The following is a 16,198-nucleotide window of genomic DNA, read 5'->3' on the forward strand; positions in this document are numbered from 1 at the left end:
AGAGAAGCCATGAAAATTGCAACCAGCATAATGGCTTTAAGCATGGCGTACGCAGCCTGCTCATCTGTTTACGCTTATCCAATTGAAGTGGCTGCGAAGCAGATGCCCCACAGTCACTTGGTCTGCGGCTCGCCGGCGCCGCAGCAGTTGGCGGGAACTGGCGGAGCAGGCGGTAATGGCGGCGCTGGCGGGAGTGCAGGTGGAAATGGAGGGGCGGGCGGTCATGGTGGGAGTGGCACTGTTCCCGGTAAAGGAGATTCCGGCGGCGCCGGAGGAACGGGTGGAAAGCCAGGCGCAGATGGCGCGCCAGGTTCGGAAGGTGCAAAAGTCCCCGGCAATGAGCCTGATAAAAAATCACGCACCTGGAGTGGCTTGAGCCCCTGCACTGCAGAGGCAGGTTTCCTTGACTGAATAGAACATTCTCAGGACGGAAGGCCATACGGGTATGCCTGCGCCTAGCCGTATTTGCTCAGGTTACGATTGGACTGCCGGTTCGACATAGCCGTCTTGAAAGCTACCGGGCAGTTCATCTGATCTCCGATTTAAAATTCTTACGACTGATAGCTTTGGGTCGAAAGCTGTCGCTAACAAACGATCGTTTTCGGCCGATTCTGTTGAAAAAGTCGGTTACCCAAAACTGCCTGGCCATTGCCTAGTGAGAACGCCATTTTTGCACGCTGCTGCGTGAAATCTGCGTCTGGAAACCTCTAACAAAAGTAAAGATTTCAATCTCGGACGCGTACTTCTCTGCCGTGGAAACCATGATCGACTTTTTCAACAGAATCGGCCAAAAGCGGCCCTTCAAAGTGCCTGCAAAGCCCGAAGCCATTCAAGCGCTGCTTGCGTATATCCAGAATTTGCGAAAACCTCAGTAGATTGAACGCGGGAAATACGTCTTTTCGCGCCACATTGCGACTTGAAGGAAGGACGTAATGCAGCACCTGGATCACTTAACCTTGCACTTATTCATTCTGGTCTGTGAAGAGGGCACGATTACGCGCGCCAGCGAGCGCGGATTCATTGCGCCGTCGGCGGTCAGTAAACGTATTTCCGACCTTGAGGCGCGGTTTGGTACGCCGCTGCTGAGCCGCAGCAAGCGTGGGGTTGAACCGACTCCGGCGGGGTTGGCGCTACTTCGGCACGCGCGGTCTCTGACTCGCGCGATGGAACGGCTCGATAGCGAGCTTGGCGAATACGCTGAAGGCGCCCGTGGACATGTACGGGTGTTGGCAAACATTTCGTCAATTATGGAGTTCCTGCCGGAAGAGCTGTCTGACTTCATGTTCGAGCACCCGGGAATCCAGACAGACATCGAGGAGCGTTTCAGTCCCGATGTGGTGCGCGGAGTGGCCGAAGGCAATGCAGATTTAGGCATTTGCCGACGCTCCATGGCCGTGGGTGATCTGGAGTTTATTCCTTATCGTCGTGATCATCTGGCCGTCGTGATCGGATCGAACCATTCCCTGGCCAATCGCACCCGTATTGCGTTCGCAGAGACCCTGGCCTTTGATCACTTGGGGTTATCCGCTTTCGCCACGTTGAATAACTTTATGCGTAATGAAGCGACGAGGGATGGTCATGAGTTACGGTTTCGTTCCTATGTATCGTCGTTCGACGCAGCATTCCGCCTGGTGCAATTCGGCCTGGGACTTGCTGTATTCCCACTGGAAGCCGTGGCACGGTATGCATCGCTGTTTGACCTGCGCGTTATTCCCCTGACCGATGATTGGGCGTTGGGTGAGTTCGTTATCTGTGTGCGTGATCGGGATGCACTTTCGCTGTCAGCGCGCCGTTTGCTGGATCACTTGCTTTCGCGCGCAACACCGCTTCATTCCCAGCCCTGATTGCATCCATCGCGGTTGACGATGGATCAACGCGTAAATAACGTCTTTTTGCTGCATTTATGGCTCTTTAATCTGAAGTGACGCTTCGGCCTGTGAGAGTTTTTTCATGACAACAATAACAATCAATGAAGTCGGCATGCGTGATGGCTTGCAAAGCCTTCAAGCCATTATGTCGACGTCTGCCAAACGACAATGGATCGATGCCGCCTATGCCGCCGGCGTGCGCTATATGGAAGTGGCGTCCTTTGTGCCCGCCAAACTTTTGCCGCAGATGGCCGATGCCAAAGAGGTCGTCGCCCATGCCTTGAGCTTTCCGGATCTGGTTGTCACGGTGCTGGCGCCTAACCTGCGCGGCTGTCGTGATGCACTGGAATCCGGCGCTCACCGAATTATTGCGCCGGTGTCCGTCAGCGCTGCCCATAGCCTGGCTAATGTGCGTCGTACGCCGCTGGAGATGGTCGAGGAGTTGGCGCAGATGTGCCTGCTTCGCACCGAGCTTGGCTTGCACAACGTTCAGGTCATTGCCGGAATGTCTGTGGCGTTCGGGTGCACCCGCCAAGGTGATGTGCCATTGAGCGATCTTTGCGAGCTAACCGGGCATGTACTGCAAGCCGGTTGCGATCTGGTGTCCCTGGGCGACACCACGGGCTATGCCAATCCAGGCCAGGTCGCGTGCACCTTGCAGGCGATTCGCGCCATCGCGGGTGACAAGCTCAGGGCTGCGCACTTCCACGACACTCGAGGCCTGGCGCTTGCCAATAGCCTGGTCGCCGTTCAGCAAGGTATCACCGAGCTCGATTCGTCACTGGCCGGGTTGGGCGGTTGTCCGTTCGCACCGGGCGCATCCGGCAATACGGTCACTGAGGACCTGGTGTTCATGCTCCAAAGCATGGGCCACGAGACCGGCATTGACCTGGCTGCACTGATCGCGTCCCGCGAGGTGCTGCGCGACGCCTTGCCGCACGAAACCCTTTACGGCTGCATTGCGCGCGCCGGCCTGCCACTCAATTACGTGTCGGCTGCCAGTCGCCCCTGAACCTGTCTGATCGAGGAAAACAATAATGTCCAGGCTTCCATTGGACGGCATCCGTGTCGTTGAAATTTCTCATATGGTGATGGGTCCAACCTGCGGAATGATCCTGGGTGACCTCGGTGCCGAGGTGATCAAGATTGAACCCATTCGCGGAGACGGTACACGCCGCCTGCTGGGCGCGGGTGCCGGTTTTTTTCGCACGTTCAACCGCAACAAACAGTGCATCGCCATCGACGTCAATACTGCACAAGGCCGAGATGCGGTACTGGCGTTGATCGATACCGCGGACGTTTTCATCGAGAACTTCAAACCCGGTCGCATGAGCGAGCTCGGTTTCGGTTACGCAGCGATTCGAGCGCGCAACCCGCGCATTATCTACGCCTCGCACAAAGGCTTTCTCAGCGGCCCCTACGACAATCGCCTGGCCCTGGATGAAGTGGTGCAAATGATGGCAGGCCTGGCCTATATGACCGGCCCGGTAGGCAGACCTCTGCGTGCCGGTAGCTCTGTGAATGACATCATGGGGGGCATGTTCGGTGCCATTGGTGTGCTTGCTGCACTCAATGATCGTAATGTCACGGGTGTCGGTCGTGAGGTGCAGAGCGCGCTTTACGAAAACTGCGTATTGCTCGCTGCACAGCATATGCAGCAGTACGCTGTGACTGGTCAGGCCGCTGCTCCGATGCCAAACCGTATCAGCGCCTGGGCTATTTACGATGTGTTCGAGTTCGCCGGTGGCGAGCAGATGTTCGTCGCCGCCACCGGTGAAGGCCAATGGAGCGCCTTGTGTCATTTGCTGGGCCAGAGCGCCTTGCTGGACGACCAGACCCTGGCGACCAACAACGATCGCGTGCTGCAGCGGCCGCGCCTGTTGGCTCACCTGGCTGAAGTGTTTGCCACCATGGACGCTCAAGCGTTGGCGCTGGAACTTGAGGCCAACAGCATTCCGTTTGCACCGATTCGGCGGCCCGAGGAACTGTTTGAGGATCCTCACCTGCTGCATAGCGGCGGCCTGGCAAATCTTGAGCTCGAAGACGGATCGTTCACCGCCATGCCGTTGCTGCCGTTGTCCCTGGATGGCGAGCGCCTGCAACCGCGGCGATCAATTCCACGCGTCGGCGAGCATACCCACAAGGTCATGCGCGAACTGGGCTACAGCGATGAACACATCGCCGAGCTGTGTGCCGCCGGTGTTCTGAAAACCGATGCTCCGGCTTGAGGAGGAACTGCCATGGCGATTTATCAATACGACACCCTTATTCCTGCCATTCACGCCGAAACGTTCATCGCGCAGGACGCCACCATCATCGGCAATGTCATCCTGGAAAAGGGGGTCAGTGTTTGGCCGCAGGCGGTACTGCGTGGTGACAACGAGCCGATCAAAGTAGGGCGGCACAGCAATGTGCAGGAGGGGGCTGTGCTGCATGCCGACCCAGGATTTGCGCTGACGGTGGGCGAGGGCGTCACCATCGGCCACCAGGCCATGTTGCATGGTTGCACCATCGGCGACGGAGCGCTGATCGGGATTCAGGCTGTGGTGCTCAATGGCGCGGTCATCGGCAAGAACTGCCTGGTCGGTGCCGGAGCGGTTGTCACCGAAGGCAAGGTGTTCCCGGACAACTCCCTGATTCTCGGCTCGCCCGCCAAAGTCGTGCGCGAACTGACACCTGAAGCAATTGCCGGTATGCAGCGAAACGCCGCCGACTATGTCGTTAAAGGTCAGACGTACAAGGCCAAACTTATTCTAATCAGCTGAACCCATTGAGCAGGGTTCCTGAAGAACCTTGCTTCTCTCCAATAATTACAACAATGGAGAAACATCATGGTTGCCATGACTGGCGAAATCGCGCTTGCGCGCAACACAGAAACGATCAACGAGTTGCTGCTCTATCGGCGTGTGGCCTGGCGCATTATGCCGCTGGCCATTATCTGCTTTCTTTTTTCCTATTTTGACCGGATCAACATCAGCTTCGCCAAGGCCCAGATGCAGCAAGAGTTGGGTTTGAGCGACGCGGCGTATGGCCTTGCTGCGAGCATGTTTTTCTTCGGCTACGTGCTATTCGAAGTCCCCAGCAGCCTGGGGCTCAAGCGCTATGGTGCGCCTGCCTGGATCTGCCGGATCATGGTTTCCTGGGGGCTGGCGACGGCGGCGTTGATGTTCGCCTACACCCAATACACCCTGTACTTCCTGCGCTTTTTGATCGGCGTCATGGAAGCCGGTTTTGGCCCGGCGATCCTGTTCTACCTGGCGTGCTGGTTTCCCAAGAAGCACCTGGCGAAGATGAATGGCCTGTGGTTCCTCGCTGTACCTTTGGCAGGCGCCGTCGGAGGGCCGGCAGCGGGCATTCTGTTGGGCACAATGGATGGCGTGTTCGGTCTGGCTGGCTGGCACTGGCTGTTCCTGATGTCCGGGCTGCCCTGCGTGGTACTCGGCCTGCTGGTACTGTGGAAACTGGACCGAGACATCGAATCGGCCAAGTGGTTAAGCCGTAGCGAGAAGGACCTGCTGGCGGCCAATCTGGCGCATGACAAGGTCAACCAGAAACCGGTATTGGGCTCCTTGTGGCGTGTGTTGCTGACCCCGGAAGTCGCGATCATGGCGTTCATCTACTTCGTGATCAAGTCCGCTTCCTATGGCCTCAATTTCTGGATGCCGCACCTGATCAAATCTTCCGGCGTGCAGGATCTGCTTTGGGTCGGGATGCTTTCGGCGCTGCCTTACATCGTGGCGTGCGTCGGCATGATATGGCTGACACGGCGCTCCGATCGTACCGGTGAGCGCAAGCGCTATCTGGTTCTGTGCCTAATGGCAGCGGCAGTGGGCTATCTGCTGGCCTGCCTGTTCTCGGACTCGTCATGGGCCATGATGGCCGCTCTCGTACTCGCGACGGCGGGCACCTTTATCGCGATCCCGATTTTCTGGACCATTCCGCAATCAACCTTTTCGGGATTGGCGATCGCCACGGGCACGGCTGCAATCAACTCCATCGGCCAGTTGAGCGGCATCGTTGCACCTGTGATGGTAGGCAAGATCAACGATCTGTCTGGCTCCACCTACATGGGCATGCTCTCCATCGCGCCATTGATTTTAATCGCCTGTTTCGTCGTCATGCGCTACGTCAAGAATCCTCGGCCCTGACGCGGCGCGCATGAACGGGCACGCTGAAACGCGAGATGCCTCAAGCCCGGCGCGCCATCAACAACACCGTTGCCGCCGCCGACAACAACCCGGCGCAGCACCGATTGAATATCCGCTTGCCCCGTGGCGCTGCGAACCAGCGACGCATGTGCAGGCCCATGTAGGCGTAGGCGCTGATGGCGATCCATTCCAGGGCCAGGAACATCGCACCCAGCGAGGCAAATTGCGGCGTGACAGGTTGATCGGGGACAACGAACTGCGGGAGGAATGCAGTGAAGATCAGAATCGCTTTTGGATTGCCCGCCGCTACCAGAAACTCCTGACGCGCCAATGCCCATAGCCCTGCCTTATTGGCCTGCGATTGCGCATCGGCCAGCGGATTCGCGCGCCACAGCTGGAACGCCAGGTAAAACAGATACGCCGCCCCCAGGATCTTTATCCCGTAGAACAACAACTCCGAGGTCTGCAGCACCACCGCCAGCCCGGCGGAGGCGAGAGCGATCATGCCGGCGAAGGCCACCAGGCGACCGATGCCGGCCAGGCAGGAAATGCGGTAGCCGTACCGGGTGGAGTTGCTCACGGAAAGCAGGTTGTTAGGGCCGGGCGCCATGTTCAGGGCGAAGCACGCGGGGAGGAATAGAGCGAGGGTGGAGAGGTCCATGGCGGCTCCGGGTTCGTGAGACTGAGAGGGATCAGGATAAGGTGGGTGAGGGCGTTCGGGCAATCGGCCAGCCGGCGATTCGCGGCAGCTTGAATAAAGCAGCAAGAATCGGATAGCAGGTACGGTACGAATTCCAGTCTGATAAAACTTCAAACCCATAGGAGTTCGATCATGGCGTTTCGTATCACTGGCCTTTCCCCCGAGCCATTCCAGTCACTGTTTGGGTTGCCCGACAAAGATCTCGCATCGCTCGGGATAAAGCGTTACATCGTCGACAGCCACCCAGGCTTTCCTGACCGTATCGAAATGAAGGATGCGCAGCCAGGTCAAAGCGTGCTTCTACTCAACCATGTCAGCCAGCCCGCCACGACGCCATACCGCGCCTCACACGCGATCTTCATACGGGAATGGGCCACGCAAGCTTATGACGCAGTCGGTGAGGTACCCGAGTCTATGCGAATCCGCCTGCTATCACTTCGCGCTTTCACTGATGATGGGATGATGCTCGACGCCGATGTCGCTGATGGAGTAGCAATGGAAACTGTCGTTACTTGGATGTTTGCCAATCCAGAGGTTGGTTACATTCACGTTCACCATGCCAAGCAGGGTTGTTACTCCGGGCGGATAGATCGTGCGTAGTCGACGCAGGTCTTGGTGGTTGGTTCTTCTTTCGGCTTTGCTGGGCAGCGACTGGCCGGTCGCTGCCCGCCACAAACGGCAGAAATCGGCCACAAGCGATTTATCACGCCCCAACAAAAACTGGAGCGATTCACTGCACCGAATACTGCTCTTGGAAATAGAGAAGTTCGAGCGCTGATAAAACTGTGAGCAGCAGGTCGTCCTCGCCTGTGATCTGCAAGGAAATCTGCGCAGTCGGGAGCAGGTGCAGCCGGCCAGGGACATTGCCACCGAAACCTGCCTGGAGCACCGGCCGACGTCGTATAGGCTGAGTGTGGCCGACATTTACAGGCGTCACGTCATGCTCGGCCACAGTCTTCTGCGCCGCTGTAAGTCGATGTTTTTTAGACGTTCAAATCGGCACCGCTAAAACCGTTGCGTTGATAAAAGCGCTCCAGCTCACGGGCTTCCGGCTCCCTGCCGGTGAAAATTTTCAGGTACTCGGGCATGTAGCGCATGCGCTGGGCGAAGGGCTCCTGGGTTTTCATGCTGATGTAGCCGATCTGTGTGAGGTAGATCGAACGGGCACGGGTAATCGCAGCATCGTGTTCAAAGCCGAAACGGGCGAACATCTGCCGCAATGCCTCGACGCGCTGTACGTCAGCCTGGCCGATTTCCTGCGCCACTTCCGGTGATTGCAGCGCCCAACTGCGCATGGCGAACTCAAATTGCGAGTCGAACAATTCGCTGTTCATCCAGCAGTCAAAGACATTGAGAATCGCCTCGGTGATGGACTCGGCATAGGCCTGGGATTGGGTCACCAAGTTGAAGGTGTTCTTGTTTTTCCATTGTTCGATCAAGGCTACGAGCAAGGCATCGCGGTCTTCGAAAAACCAGTAGAAGCTGGTGCGCGACAAATTCAGTTTTTTTGCCAGCGGCATAACTCGCACGGAATCGACGCCTGACTCAGTCAGACTTTCGTAGGCCGCATTAAGCCAGCCTTCCAGTGAACCTCGGCTTGCCGGTTCCGCCTTTGAGGTCGTTGCTTTCATGGGCATTTCTTACCTTCTCAATTTGCTTTTCCAGGCTGACTGTACACTAGCGTTAATATCGTTGACACCTATGTACATTGGGCATATTGTCGGGGTGCCTGATGACCTGTTTGCGAGACCGATATGAAAAACGATCCGCTACTTCAGCCTTATCGCCTCAAGCATTTGACCCTGCGCAACCGCATCATAACCACTTCCCACGAACCGGCTTACCCGGAAGACGGGATGCCGAAAAAACTCTACCGGGCCTACCACGTTGAACGTGCCAAAGCCGGTGTAGCCATGACCATGACCGCAGGCTCCGCCGCGATATCCCGTGACAGCCCGCCCGTGTTCAACAATATTCTGGCCTACAAGGACGAAGTAGTTGGCTGGATGAAAGACCTGACCGACGAGTGCCACGAACATGGTGCGGCGGTGATGATCCAGCTGACTCACCTGGGCCGGCGTACCCGCTGGGACAAAGGCGACTGGCTACCGGTGGTGTCTCCCTCCCACAATCAAGAACCCGCACACCGCGCCTTCCCCAAGCAGCTCGAGCACTGGGATATCGACCGCATCATTGGCGACTACGCCGATGCCGCCGAACGCATGAAAGCCGCCGGTCTGGACGGCATCGAGCTGCAAGCCTACGGCCACTTGATGGACCAGTTCTGGTCGCCACTGACCAACGAACTGGACGCGCCGTATGGCGGCGCGCTGCCAAACCGCCTGCGCTTTACCTTCGATGTGCTCACAGCCATTCGCAAACGCGTGGGCTCGGAATTTATTGTCGGCATTCGCTACACCGGGGACGAGGTCCTCGCCGGCGGCCTGCAAAAAGAGGAAGGCTTGCAGATCTCCCAAATGTTGAAAGAAAGTGGCATGGTCGACTTCCTTAATGTGATTCGCGGCAACATCGCCACCGACGCAGGGCTGACCGATATCATCCCGATCCAGGGCATGCGCAATGCCCCGCACCTCGACTTTGCCGGTGAAATCAAGGCGCTGACCGGCTTCCCGACCTTCCATGCAGCGAAAATTCCCGATGTGGCCACAGCGCGTCATGCCATTGCCTCGGGGTTGGTGGACATGGTCGGGATGACCCGCGCGCACATGACCGACCCGCACATCGTGCGCAAGATCATCGAAGGCCGTGAAGACGATATACGCCCTTGCGTTGGCGCCAACTATTGCCTGGACCGCATTTACAACGCTGGCGCTGCCTACTGCATCCACAACGCCGCGACCGGGCGTGAAACCACCATGCCTCATGAAATACCCAAGGCTGCGCAGAAGCGCAAAGTGGTGATTGTCGGCGCCGGCCCTGGCGGCCTGGAAGCGGCACGTGTGGCAGGAGAACGCGGCCACGAGGTGGTTGTGTACGAGCTGGCGGACAAACCCGGCGGACAGATTCGCCTGACCGCGCAGTCCGAGCGGCGCAAAGAAATGATCAGCATCATCGATTGGCGCATGGCGCAATGCGAACGCCTTGGCGTGACGTTTCACTTCAACACCTGGGCAGACACCGCGATTGTTCTCGATGAAAATGCCGACGTGGTGATCGTGGCGACAGGGGGCATGCCGCACACCGAAGTGCTGGAACACGGCAATCAATTCCTGGTTTCAAGCTGGGACATTATTTCCGGCGACGTGAAGCCCGGGCGCAATGTGCTGGTGTACGACGATGCGGGCGATCACGCCGGCCTGCAAGCCGCCGAGTTCATCGCCCGCAGTGGCGCCAAGACTGAAATCATGACCCCCGACCGCTCGTTCGCGCCGGAAGTCATGGGCATGAACCTGGTTCCCTACATGCGCTCGTTGCAGCAACTGGACACCACCTTTACCGTCACCTACCGGCTCAAGGGTGTGGAGAAACAAGGCGACCAATTACTGGCTACGATCGGCACCGATTACAGTGACCTGACTAGGACACGCCTGGTGGATCAGGTGGTGGTCAACCATGGAACCCGGCCGCTGGACGAGCTGTATTTCGAACTCAAACCCTTGACCAGCAACGAAGGCGCCGTGCAGTACATGGAACTGATCGCCGGCAAGCCGCAAACCGTTATGAGCAACCCCGAAGGGCGCTTTCAGCTGTTTCGCATTGGTGATGCAGTGGCATCGCGCAATACCCATGCGGCTATCTACGATGCCCTGCGGCTGGTCAAGGACCTCTAGCTGCCGTGTGTCGCCCACAATAATAAAGACAGCCGTCACCTGATTTAGACGCCTTTAGTTACTGCCCCGAACGTTGGTCTGATTGAATTTGATGAACATCAAACTCTTCCTGGCGGAGGTTGTTGCATGCATACGGGTTCTGATTCCATTGAGCTGCTCACTGCGTTAACCGAACGCGACCTGCGCTTTCGCAGCGATGCCAAGGTCACTGAACATGCCCTGGCACCGGTCGACACGGCGTTACTCGATGCGTATACCGCAATCGACCGCAAAGCCCTACGCCATTACCGCTTGGAGCGCATTCGCGAGCAACTGCGCGCCCATGATTACGCCGGCATTCTGTTGGCCGATCCGATCAATATTCGCTATGCCACCGACACCAATAACCTCGGGTTGTGGGTGATGCACTCGCCCAGCCGCTATGTGTTCGTGGCCACCGACGGCCCGGTGGTGCTGTTCGAGTTCACCAGCAGCCGGCACAACAGCGAGCACGTTGAAACCATCGATGAAATCCGCCCGGCGATTCCCTGGCTGTATTTTCTCGCCGGCCCCCGCGTGCAGGAAAAAGCCGAGCGTTGGGCACAGGAGGTGGCGGACCTGATGGCCCGCCACGGTGGCGGCAATCGCCGCCTGGCGGTGGACCGTTGCGACCCTTGGGGGGCGCAGCGCCTGACACATAAGGGCATTGAGCTGTTCGATGCGCAGCCATTAATGGAGCAGGCACGCTTGATCAAATCGGCTGAAGAAGTGGCCAGCCACCGGGTGTCCATGGGCGTGTGCGACCTGGCCATTGCCCGGATGCGCACAAGCCTGGTGCCGGGGGTTACTGAAAACCAGCTGTGGAGCATCTTGCACGGCACCAACGTGGCGCACGGCGGCGAGTGGGCCGAAAGCCGCTTGCTTAGCTCCGGGCCGCGCACCAATCCGTGGTTTCAGGACGCCACCGACAAGGTCATCAAGGCAGGTGAAATGGTCTGTTTTGACACCGACATGGTCGGTCCCGGTGGTTATCTTTCAGACATCTCACGCAGCTTCATCTGCCCCGGCAAGGCGCCGACAATGGCCCAACGCGACTTGCTGGACATCGCCTCGCAGCAGATCAACCACAACGTCGAACTGCTGCGCCCGGGCTTGTCCTTTCGCGAATTCGCCGAACACTGTTGGCCGGTCCCCAAGCGCTATGAGCACAACCGCTACATGATGATGTTGCACGGCGTCGGGCTGGTGGACGAGTACCCCAGCGTCGCCTACGCCGTGGATTTTGCCGAGTGGGGTTACGACGGCCTGTTCGAGGAAAACATGGTGGTGTCGGTGGAAAGTTACATCGGTGAACAAGGCGGTGGGGAAGGGGTGAAGCTCGAAGAACAGGTGCTGATCAGCGCCAACGGGCCGATCAAACTTTCGCGCACGCCCTTAGTCGACGGCGATCGATAGCTGGAGCAAAACCATGAGCAGTATGACCGTGACCGAAACCAGACCTGCCTTGGCGCCGCGCCCGGTGGCCAGCGCCGAACCGTTCTTGCGCCTGGAGGGCATTCATAAACAGTTTGGCCCTTATCCCGTCTTGCATGACGTGTGTTTTGAAATGAGCAAGGGCGAGGTGGTGGCCATTATCGGCCCCAGTGGTTCGGGCAAAAGTACCTTGCTGCGCTGCATCAACCAACTGGAGCCGCCGACCCGCGGTCGGGTCAGTATGGATGGCGTGCACATAGAAGCCGGCAAGGCGTTACCCCGTACAGAGCTGCTTAAGTTGCGCCGGCGCATTGGCATGGTGTTCCAGTCGTTCAATCTGTTTCCGCACCTGACGGTGCTGCGCAATGTCAGCCTGGCGCAAATCCGCACCTTGGGCCGCAGCGCCAAAGAAGCCGACGCCCGTTCCATGCAACTGCTCGAACGTGTCGGGCTGGCTGACAAGGCCGGGCACTATCCGGCGCGCTGCTCCGGTGGACAGCAGCAACGGATCGCCATCGCCCGCGCCCTGGCATTGGACCCTGAGCTGATGCTGTTCGATGAGCCGACCTCGGCGCTGGACCCCGAGCTGGGCCTGGAGGTGCTGACCGTGATGAAAGAGCTGGCCTGCGAAGGCATGTCGATGATTGTCGTGACCCACGAGATGCACTTCGCCGAAACCGTGTCCGACCGCGTGGTGGTCATGGCCGACGGGCGCATCATCGAACACGGGCCGAGCCAACAAGTGATGCGCCAGCCCGAGCACGAACGGGTGATCCAGTTCCTCCAGGCCGTGAGGAATCGCTGATGCAAGACATCCTGATGATGCTGTTGAGCGGCGTACCGTGGACCATCGCCGTTACCGTGCTCGCATTCTGTGTCGGCGTAGTGCTGGGGTTTCCGATCTTTGCCCTGCGGATGTCCAGGGTCAAGGCGCTGAGTATTCTGGCGGCCATGCTGGTACTGACCCTGCGCTCTATCCCGCCGATTGTCTGGCTGTTTTTCATCTTCTTCGGCATCGGTGGCGGCTATATCAGCCTGTCGCCCTTTGCAGCAGCAGTGGTTGGCCTGGGGCTGATTACGGCCGCGCACATGTCCGAGGTGTACCGCGGTGCGTTCACGGCTATTCACGCCGGCCAATTCGAAGCAGCCTATGCGCTTAACCTGTCAGCGCCACAACGGTTTTTCGATGTGGTGTTGCCGCAGTTGGTGCGTATCGCCATTCCCACCTCAGCCACCTACGCCATTGGCCTGCTCAAGGATTCGGCCGTAGCCTCGACTATTGGCGTTAGTGATATCAGCTTTCAGGCTTATCAGGTTTCACAGCAAACCTTTCAGGGCCTGAGCGTCTACAGCGCGGCGGCGGTGGTTTACCTGGTGCTCAGCGTGCCAGTGGCCTTGTTCTCTCGTTGGCTGTCGGCCACGTTGAAACAGAGGATTGCCCGATGAGCGAACTGCTGACGATGTGGGCCCAATGGTTGCCGGAGTTGTGGAAGGGCTTTGTGCTGTCGATGCAGGTCACGGCGGTGAGCCTGGGCCTGGGCATTGTGCTGGGGCTATTGCTGGCACTGGGCGTATCGGCACCGAGCCGCTGGTTGCGTTATCCCTCTCTGGCTGTGGTGGAGCTGGGGCGTGGTGCACCGGCGTTGATCCTGCTGCAGTACTTCTACTTTGGCCTGCCCAGCGTCAACCTTACCTTGACCTCGTTCTGGGCCGCTGCGCTGGCCATGGCTTACTGCACGGCGGCCTACACCAGCGAAATCATTCGCGGTGGCATCGAGGCTGTGGCCCTTGGGCAAGTCGAGGCCGCCGAAGTGATCGGCCTCAACCGGTTCGACGCGCTGCGTTTTGTGATCCTGCCTCAGGCCTTGCGGGTGGCGTTGCCATCGCTGTTGGGGTTCTCGATCATGATGTTCCAGGCCTCGTCGCTGTGTTTCACCATCGCGCTGCCAGAAATTGTCAGCCGGGCGTCCTCGATTGGCTCTTCCACGTTTGAGTACATGCCGGTGCTGATACTGGCCGGTTTGATGTATGCCGCTGTCTGTGCCCCGGCGACCCTGGGTGTGGCAGCGCTGGAAAAAAGACTGGCACCCAGCCAGCCATAACAACAAATGCCACTCACGCCGATTTCGGCTGCTGCTCTCTTATTGCAAAGGTGACGTCATGACTCGCTCATTCAAGCGTTTTACCCGTTGGATGTTCTTGTGCTCGACCCTGGCCGGCGCCCCGTACGCTCTGGCCGACTGCACCCCGGCGAACCAGTTTGAAACCATCACCCCTGGAGTGCTGACCGTGGCGGCGTATGTCTTCCCGCCTTATTCGATACCGGGGCCGAATAACCAGTTGAGCGGCGTGGATGGCGAGATCATCAAGCGCATCGCCGAGCGCGAATGCCTGAAAGTCAAAACCATGGTGGTGGACACCGCAGCCGTGGTCCAGGCGGTGGTGGCAAAGCGCGCCGATGTCGGCATCGGCGATTGGTATCGCACGGCAGAGCGCAGCAAGGCGTTGGGGTTGTCGGCACCGTTGTACCTGGACGTGATGGGCATTATTTCGGATGAGGGTTACACGAAAATTGCCGAACTGGACGGCAAGCGTATCGGCACCGTGCAAGGCTACCTGTGGGTGGATGATTTGAAGAAGGCCTTCGGCGATAACGTGGTGCTCTACCCGAACCCGGTGGCCATGGCCCAGGACTTGGCGTCCAAGCGTATCCAGGTCGGCGCGGACAGCTTCGCGGTGGCAGCGTCTTCGCAGCAGAAGGGCGGGTACTCCGGCAAAAGCGTCAAGGTGTCCGAGCCCGATCAACGGGTCAAGGCCACGCTTGAGCCTGGGCAGAGCGCCTTCCTGTACACCAAGTCCAACGCAGCCTTGGGCGAGGCGCTGGGCAAGAACATCCAGGCCTTGCATGGCTCGGGCGAAATCGCTGAAATCCTCGCCTCGTTTGGCCTTGACCGCCAGGCTGCGCAGGTGGGTGAGCCGAGGATGATTCAGTAAAGATAATTAACTGAACGACACAAATCCTGTAGGAGCGGCTTAAGCCGCGAATGAACGCACCGCGAATTTTCAGGAAGTACGCGTTATCGTTTATTCGCGGCCAAAGCCGCTCCTGCAGGTTCTCAAGTTGCGGCACACTTACAGTCCGAGAACACTGAAGCGACCATGGACGACGACAAACCCTACAAACGCCTGTCTCTGGCCGATGCCACCTCCTTCGCCCAACAGCTCTGCCTGGCCCACGGCGCCAGCTACTCCGTGGCCTCGGCGCTTGCCAACGCCACGGTATCAGCCCAGGCCCATGGCCAACACGAAGTCGGTTTCGGTCACTTGCCTGACTACCTCAGCGGCTTTGCCACCGGCCGAATAGCCATGGCTGCCGAGCCCATCGTTACCCAGGTCGCGCCGGCCATGATCCGTTGCGACGCGGCCCAAGGTATCGCGCAACTGGGGTTCGATCGCGCTTTCCCAGTGCTGTGCAGCAATGCGCATCAACTGGGTGTCGCCCTGTTTGCTCAGTCCAACGCTTTCACCTGTGGCGAGTTAGGCTATTACACCCGTCGCCTGGCGCGCGAGGGACTGGTCGCGTTGGCCTTCACCAATGGCTCACCGCTGCTAACCGTGGCAGGTCAGAGCCGGCCACTGTACTCCACCAACCCCATCGCCTTTGCCGCCGCCAGTGCTGAGGGTCGTTTATTGGCGATTGACCAGGCCAGCAGCGCCACGGCCTACGTAAACCTGCTTCGGGCCGCTGAAGCGGGAGAGGCGATACCGGCAGGCTGGGCGGTTGACGCACAAGGCAATGAAACGCGCAGCGCGCGGGAGGCACTGCACGGGACGTTGCTGGCATTCGGGGGGGCGCGCGGCGCCAACATCGCGTTGATGGTCGAGGTGCTTGCGGCAGGTTTGACAGGGGCCCATTGGTCGTTGGATGCTGCAGATTTCCGTAGCGGCAGCGAATCCCCAGGAGCTGGCATGCTGGTGATTGGCATTGCTCCCAGGTTGCTGGACGAGTGCTTTGCCTTACGGTTGGGCAAGCAGATGACGCGGCTTGAAGCCCTGGGCGTTTATCTGCCGGGCAAAGCTAAAGAGCAAGCCTATGCCCGTGCGGTCCGAGAGGGTATCAGCCTGCCGTTATCGGCATACGATGCCTTTAAGGCGCAGGTGCAATAGTCAAACCCTTCGCCACTGCCGGCCGCGCCAGAAAACGCTCAAGCGCAGCCGTGACGTAATAACCACTCTCCT

Annotated in this window: 17 protein-coding genes; 14 read left to right on the forward strand and 3 right to left on the reverse strand. The window is 58.8% G+C overall.

Annotation, left to right across the window (positions count from 1 at the left end):
* The first annotated feature begins 175 nt into the window (after positions 1 to 175).
* The 6 genes from VRB54_RS11285 to VRB54_RS11310 all read left to right on the forward strand — a co-directional run bounded on the left by VRB54_RS11285 (position 176) and on the right by VRB54_RS11310 (position 6,016).
* A complete protein-coding gene (locus tag VRB54_RS11285) occupies positions 176 to 376 on the forward strand; it encodes a hypothetical protein (protein ID WP_338480917.1) in 201 nt (66 codons plus the stop codon).
* 556 nt (positions 377 to 932) lie between these two features.
* Entirely contained in the window at positions 933 to 1,844 is a 912-nt protein-coding gene (locus tag VRB54_RS11290) for a LysR family transcriptional regulator (protein WP_338480919.1), read from the forward strand.
* A 106-nt stretch (positions 1,845 to 1,950) separates the two neighbouring features.
* Positions 1,951 to 2,880 carry a hydroxymethylglutaryl-CoA lyase gene (locus VRB54_RS11295; RefSeq protein ID WP_338480921.1) on the forward strand — a complete coding sequence of 310 codons (930 nt, stop codon included), beginning with the start codon at positions 1,951 to 1,953 and terminating at the stop codon, positions 2,878 to 2,880.
* A gap of 25 nt (positions 2,881 to 2,905) precedes the next feature.
* Positions 2,906 to 4,096 carry a CaiB/BaiF CoA-transferase family protein gene (locus tag VRB54_RS11300; RefSeq protein WP_338480922.1) on the forward strand — a complete coding sequence of 397 codons (1,191 nt, stop codon included), beginning with the start codon at positions 2,906 to 2,908 and terminating at the stop codon, positions 4,094 to 4,096.
* A gap of 12 nt (positions 4,097 to 4,108) precedes the next feature.
* Positions 4,109 to 4,633 (forward strand): gamma carbonic anhydrase family protein, encoded by a 525-nt coding sequence (locus tag VRB54_RS11305; protein WP_338480923.1) that lies wholly within the window; start codon positions 4,109 to 4,111, stop codon positions 4,631 to 4,633.
* Positions 4,634 to 4,699: 66 nt separating this feature from the next.
* Entirely contained in the window at positions 4,700 to 6,016 is a 1,317-nt protein-coding gene (locus VRB54_RS11310) for an MFS transporter (RefSeq protein ID WP_338480925.1), read from the forward strand.
* A 40-nt stretch (positions 6,017 to 6,056) separates the two neighbouring features.
* On the opposite strand, the gene VRB54_RS11315 is transcribed toward VRB54_RS11310, so the two are convergent.
* Positions 6,057 to 6,677, reverse strand: a complete 621-nt coding sequence (locus VRB54_RS11315; protein ID WP_338480927.1) for a LysE family translocator — start codon at positions 6,675 to 6,677, stop codon at positions 6,057 to 6,059.
* A 171-nt stretch (positions 6,678 to 6,848) separates the two neighbouring features.
* On the opposite strand from VRB54_RS11315, the gene VRB54_RS11320 reads away from it, so the two are divergent.
* Positions 6,849 to 7,316 carry a DUF1203 domain-containing protein gene (locus VRB54_RS11320; RefSeq protein WP_338480928.1) on the forward strand — a complete coding sequence of 156 codons (468 nt, stop codon included), beginning with the start codon at positions 6,849 to 6,851 and terminating at the stop codon, positions 7,314 to 7,316.
* 130 nt (positions 7,317 to 7,446) lie between these two features.
* Here VRB54_RS11320 and VRB54_RS11325 read toward each other — a convergent pair whose 3' ends face one another.
* Together VRB54_RS11325 and VRB54_RS11330 are read right to left on the reverse strand one after the other, a co-directional pair.
* A complete protein-coding gene (locus tag VRB54_RS11325) occupies positions 7,447 to 7,668 on the reverse strand; it encodes a hypothetical protein (protein ID WP_338480929.1) in 222 nt (73 codons plus the stop codon).
* 31 nt (positions 7,669 to 7,699) lie between these two features.
* Entirely contained in the window at positions 7,700 to 8,347 is a 648-nt protein-coding gene (locus VRB54_RS11330; RefSeq protein ID WP_186753830.1) for a TetR/AcrR family transcriptional regulator, read from the reverse strand.
* Positions 8,348 to 8,470: 123 nt separating this feature from the next.
* On the opposite strand from VRB54_RS11330, the gene VRB54_RS11335 reads away from it, so the two are divergent.
* The 7 genes from VRB54_RS11335 (at position 8,471) to VRB54_RS11365 (ending at position 16,126) form a co-directional block, all read left to right on the forward strand.
* Positions 8,471 to 10,507: an NADH:flavin oxidoreductase gene (locus VRB54_RS11335; protein WP_338480931.1), complete on the forward strand. Its 2,037-nt coding sequence runs from the start codon at positions 8,471 to 8,473 to the stop codon at positions 10,505 to 10,507.
* Between the two features lie 126 nt (positions 10,508 to 10,633).
* On the forward strand, positions 10,634 to 11,941 hold the full coding sequence (locus VRB54_RS11340) for a Xaa-Pro peptidase family protein (RefSeq protein ID WP_338480932.1): 1,308 nt from the start codon (positions 10,634 to 10,636) through the stop codon (positions 11,939 to 11,941).
* A gap of 13 nt (positions 11,942 to 11,954) precedes the next feature.
* Positions 11,955 to 12,764, forward strand: coding sequence for an amino acid ABC transporter ATP-binding protein (locus VRB54_RS11345; protein WP_186753835.1), 810 nt, complete (start codon positions 11,955 to 11,957; stop codon positions 12,762 to 12,764).
* A complete protein-coding gene (locus tag VRB54_RS11350; RefSeq protein ID WP_338480934.1) occupies positions 12,764 to 13,405 on the forward strand; it encodes an amino acid ABC transporter permease in 642 nt (213 codons plus the stop codon). The genes VRB54_RS11345 and VRB54_RS11350 overlap by 1 nt, the downstream gene beginning before the upstream one ends.
* Positions 13,402 to 14,061, forward strand: a complete 660-nt coding sequence (locus tag VRB54_RS11355; RefSeq protein WP_186753838.1) for an amino acid ABC transporter permease — start codon at positions 13,402 to 13,404, stop codon at positions 14,059 to 14,061. Before VRB54_RS11350 ends, VRB54_RS11355 begins: the two co-directional genes overlap by 4 nt.
* A 58-nt stretch (positions 14,062 to 14,119) precedes the next feature.
* On the forward strand, positions 14,120 to 14,953 hold the full coding sequence (locus VRB54_RS11360; RefSeq protein WP_338480935.1) for a transporter substrate-binding domain-containing protein: 834 nt from the start codon (positions 14,120 to 14,122) through the stop codon (positions 14,951 to 14,953).
* A 165-nt stretch (positions 14,954 to 15,118) separates the two neighbouring features.
* Positions 15,119 to 16,126, forward strand: coding sequence for an Ldh family oxidoreductase (locus VRB54_RS11365; RefSeq protein WP_338480936.1), 1,008 nt, complete (start codon positions 15,119 to 15,121; stop codon positions 16,124 to 16,126).
* The last annotated feature ends 72 nt before the right edge of the window (positions 16,127 to 16,198 follow it).

Origin of the sequence: Pseudomonas trivialis (assembly GCF_036864995.1) — a bacterium.
Lineage (GTDB): Bacteria > Pseudomonadota > Gammaproteobacteria > Pseudomonadales > Pseudomonadaceae > Aquipseudomonas > Aquipseudomonas trivialis.

What these genes read in the sequence shown, in the direction of transcription:
- VRB54_RS11310 (WP_338480925.1), top strand. Translation starts at nt 4,700, where the DNA reads ATGGTTGCCATGACTGGCGAAATCGCGCTTGCGCGCAACACAGAAACG.
- VRB54_RS11350 (WP_338480934.1), top strand. Translation starts at nt 12,764, where the DNA reads ATGCAAGACATCCTGATGATGCTGTTGAGCGGCGTACCGTGGACCATC.
- VRB54_RS11315 (WP_338480927.1), bottom strand. Translation starts at nt 6,677, where the DNA reads ATGGACCTCTCCACCCTCGCTCTATTCCTCCCCGCGTGCTTCGCCCTG.
- VRB54_RS11360 (WP_338480935.1), top strand. Translation starts at nt 14,120, where the DNA reads ATGACTCGCTCATTCAAGCGTTTTACCCGTTGGATGTTCTTGTGCTCG.
- VRB54_RS11320 (WP_338480928.1), top strand. Translation starts at nt 6,849, where the DNA reads ATGGCGTTTCGTATCACTGGCCTTTCCCCCGAGCCATTCCAGTCACTG.
- VRB54_RS11300 (WP_338480922.1), top strand. Translation starts at nt 2,906, where the DNA reads ATGTCCAGGCTTCCATTGGACGGCATCCGTGTCGTTGAAATTTCTCAT.
- VRB54_RS11340 (WP_338480932.1), top strand. Translation starts at nt 10,634, where the DNA reads ATGCATACGGGTTCTGATTCCATTGAGCTGCTCACTGCGTTAACCGAA.
- VRB54_RS11335 (WP_338480931.1), top strand. Translation starts at nt 8,471, where the DNA reads ATGAAAAACGATCCGCTACTTCAGCCTTATCGCCTCAAGCATTTGACC.
- VRB54_RS11355 (WP_186753838.1), top strand. Translation starts at nt 13,402, where the DNA reads ATGAGCGAACTGCTGACGATGTGGGCCCAATGGTTGCCGGAGTTGTGG.
- VRB54_RS11290 (WP_338480919.1), top strand. Translation starts at nt 933, where the DNA reads ATGCAGCACCTGGATCACTTAACCTTGCACTTATTCATTCTGGTCTGT.
- VRB54_RS11345 (WP_186753835.1), top strand. Translation starts at nt 11,955, where the DNA reads ATGAGCAGTATGACCGTGACCGAAACCAGACCTGCCTTGGCGCCGCGC.
- VRB54_RS11285 (WP_338480917.1), top strand. Translation starts at nt 176, where the DNA reads ATGGCGGCGCTGGCGGGAGTGCAGGTGGAAATGGAGGGGCGGGCGGTC.
- VRB54_RS11305 (WP_338480923.1), top strand. Translation starts at nt 4,109, where the DNA reads ATGGCGATTTATCAATACGACACCCTTATTCCTGCCATTCACGCCGAA.
- VRB54_RS11365 (WP_338480936.1), top strand. Translation starts at nt 15,119, where the DNA reads ATGGACGACGACAAACCCTACAAACGCCTGTCTCTGGCCGATGCCACC.
- VRB54_RS11330 (WP_186753830.1), bottom strand. Translation starts at nt 8,347, where the DNA reads ATGAAAGCAACGACCTCAAAGGCGGAACCGGCAAGCCGAGGTTCACTG.
- VRB54_RS11295 (WP_338480921.1), top strand. Translation starts at nt 1,951, where the DNA reads ATGACAACAATAACAATCAATGAAGTCGGCATGCGTGATGGCTTGCAA.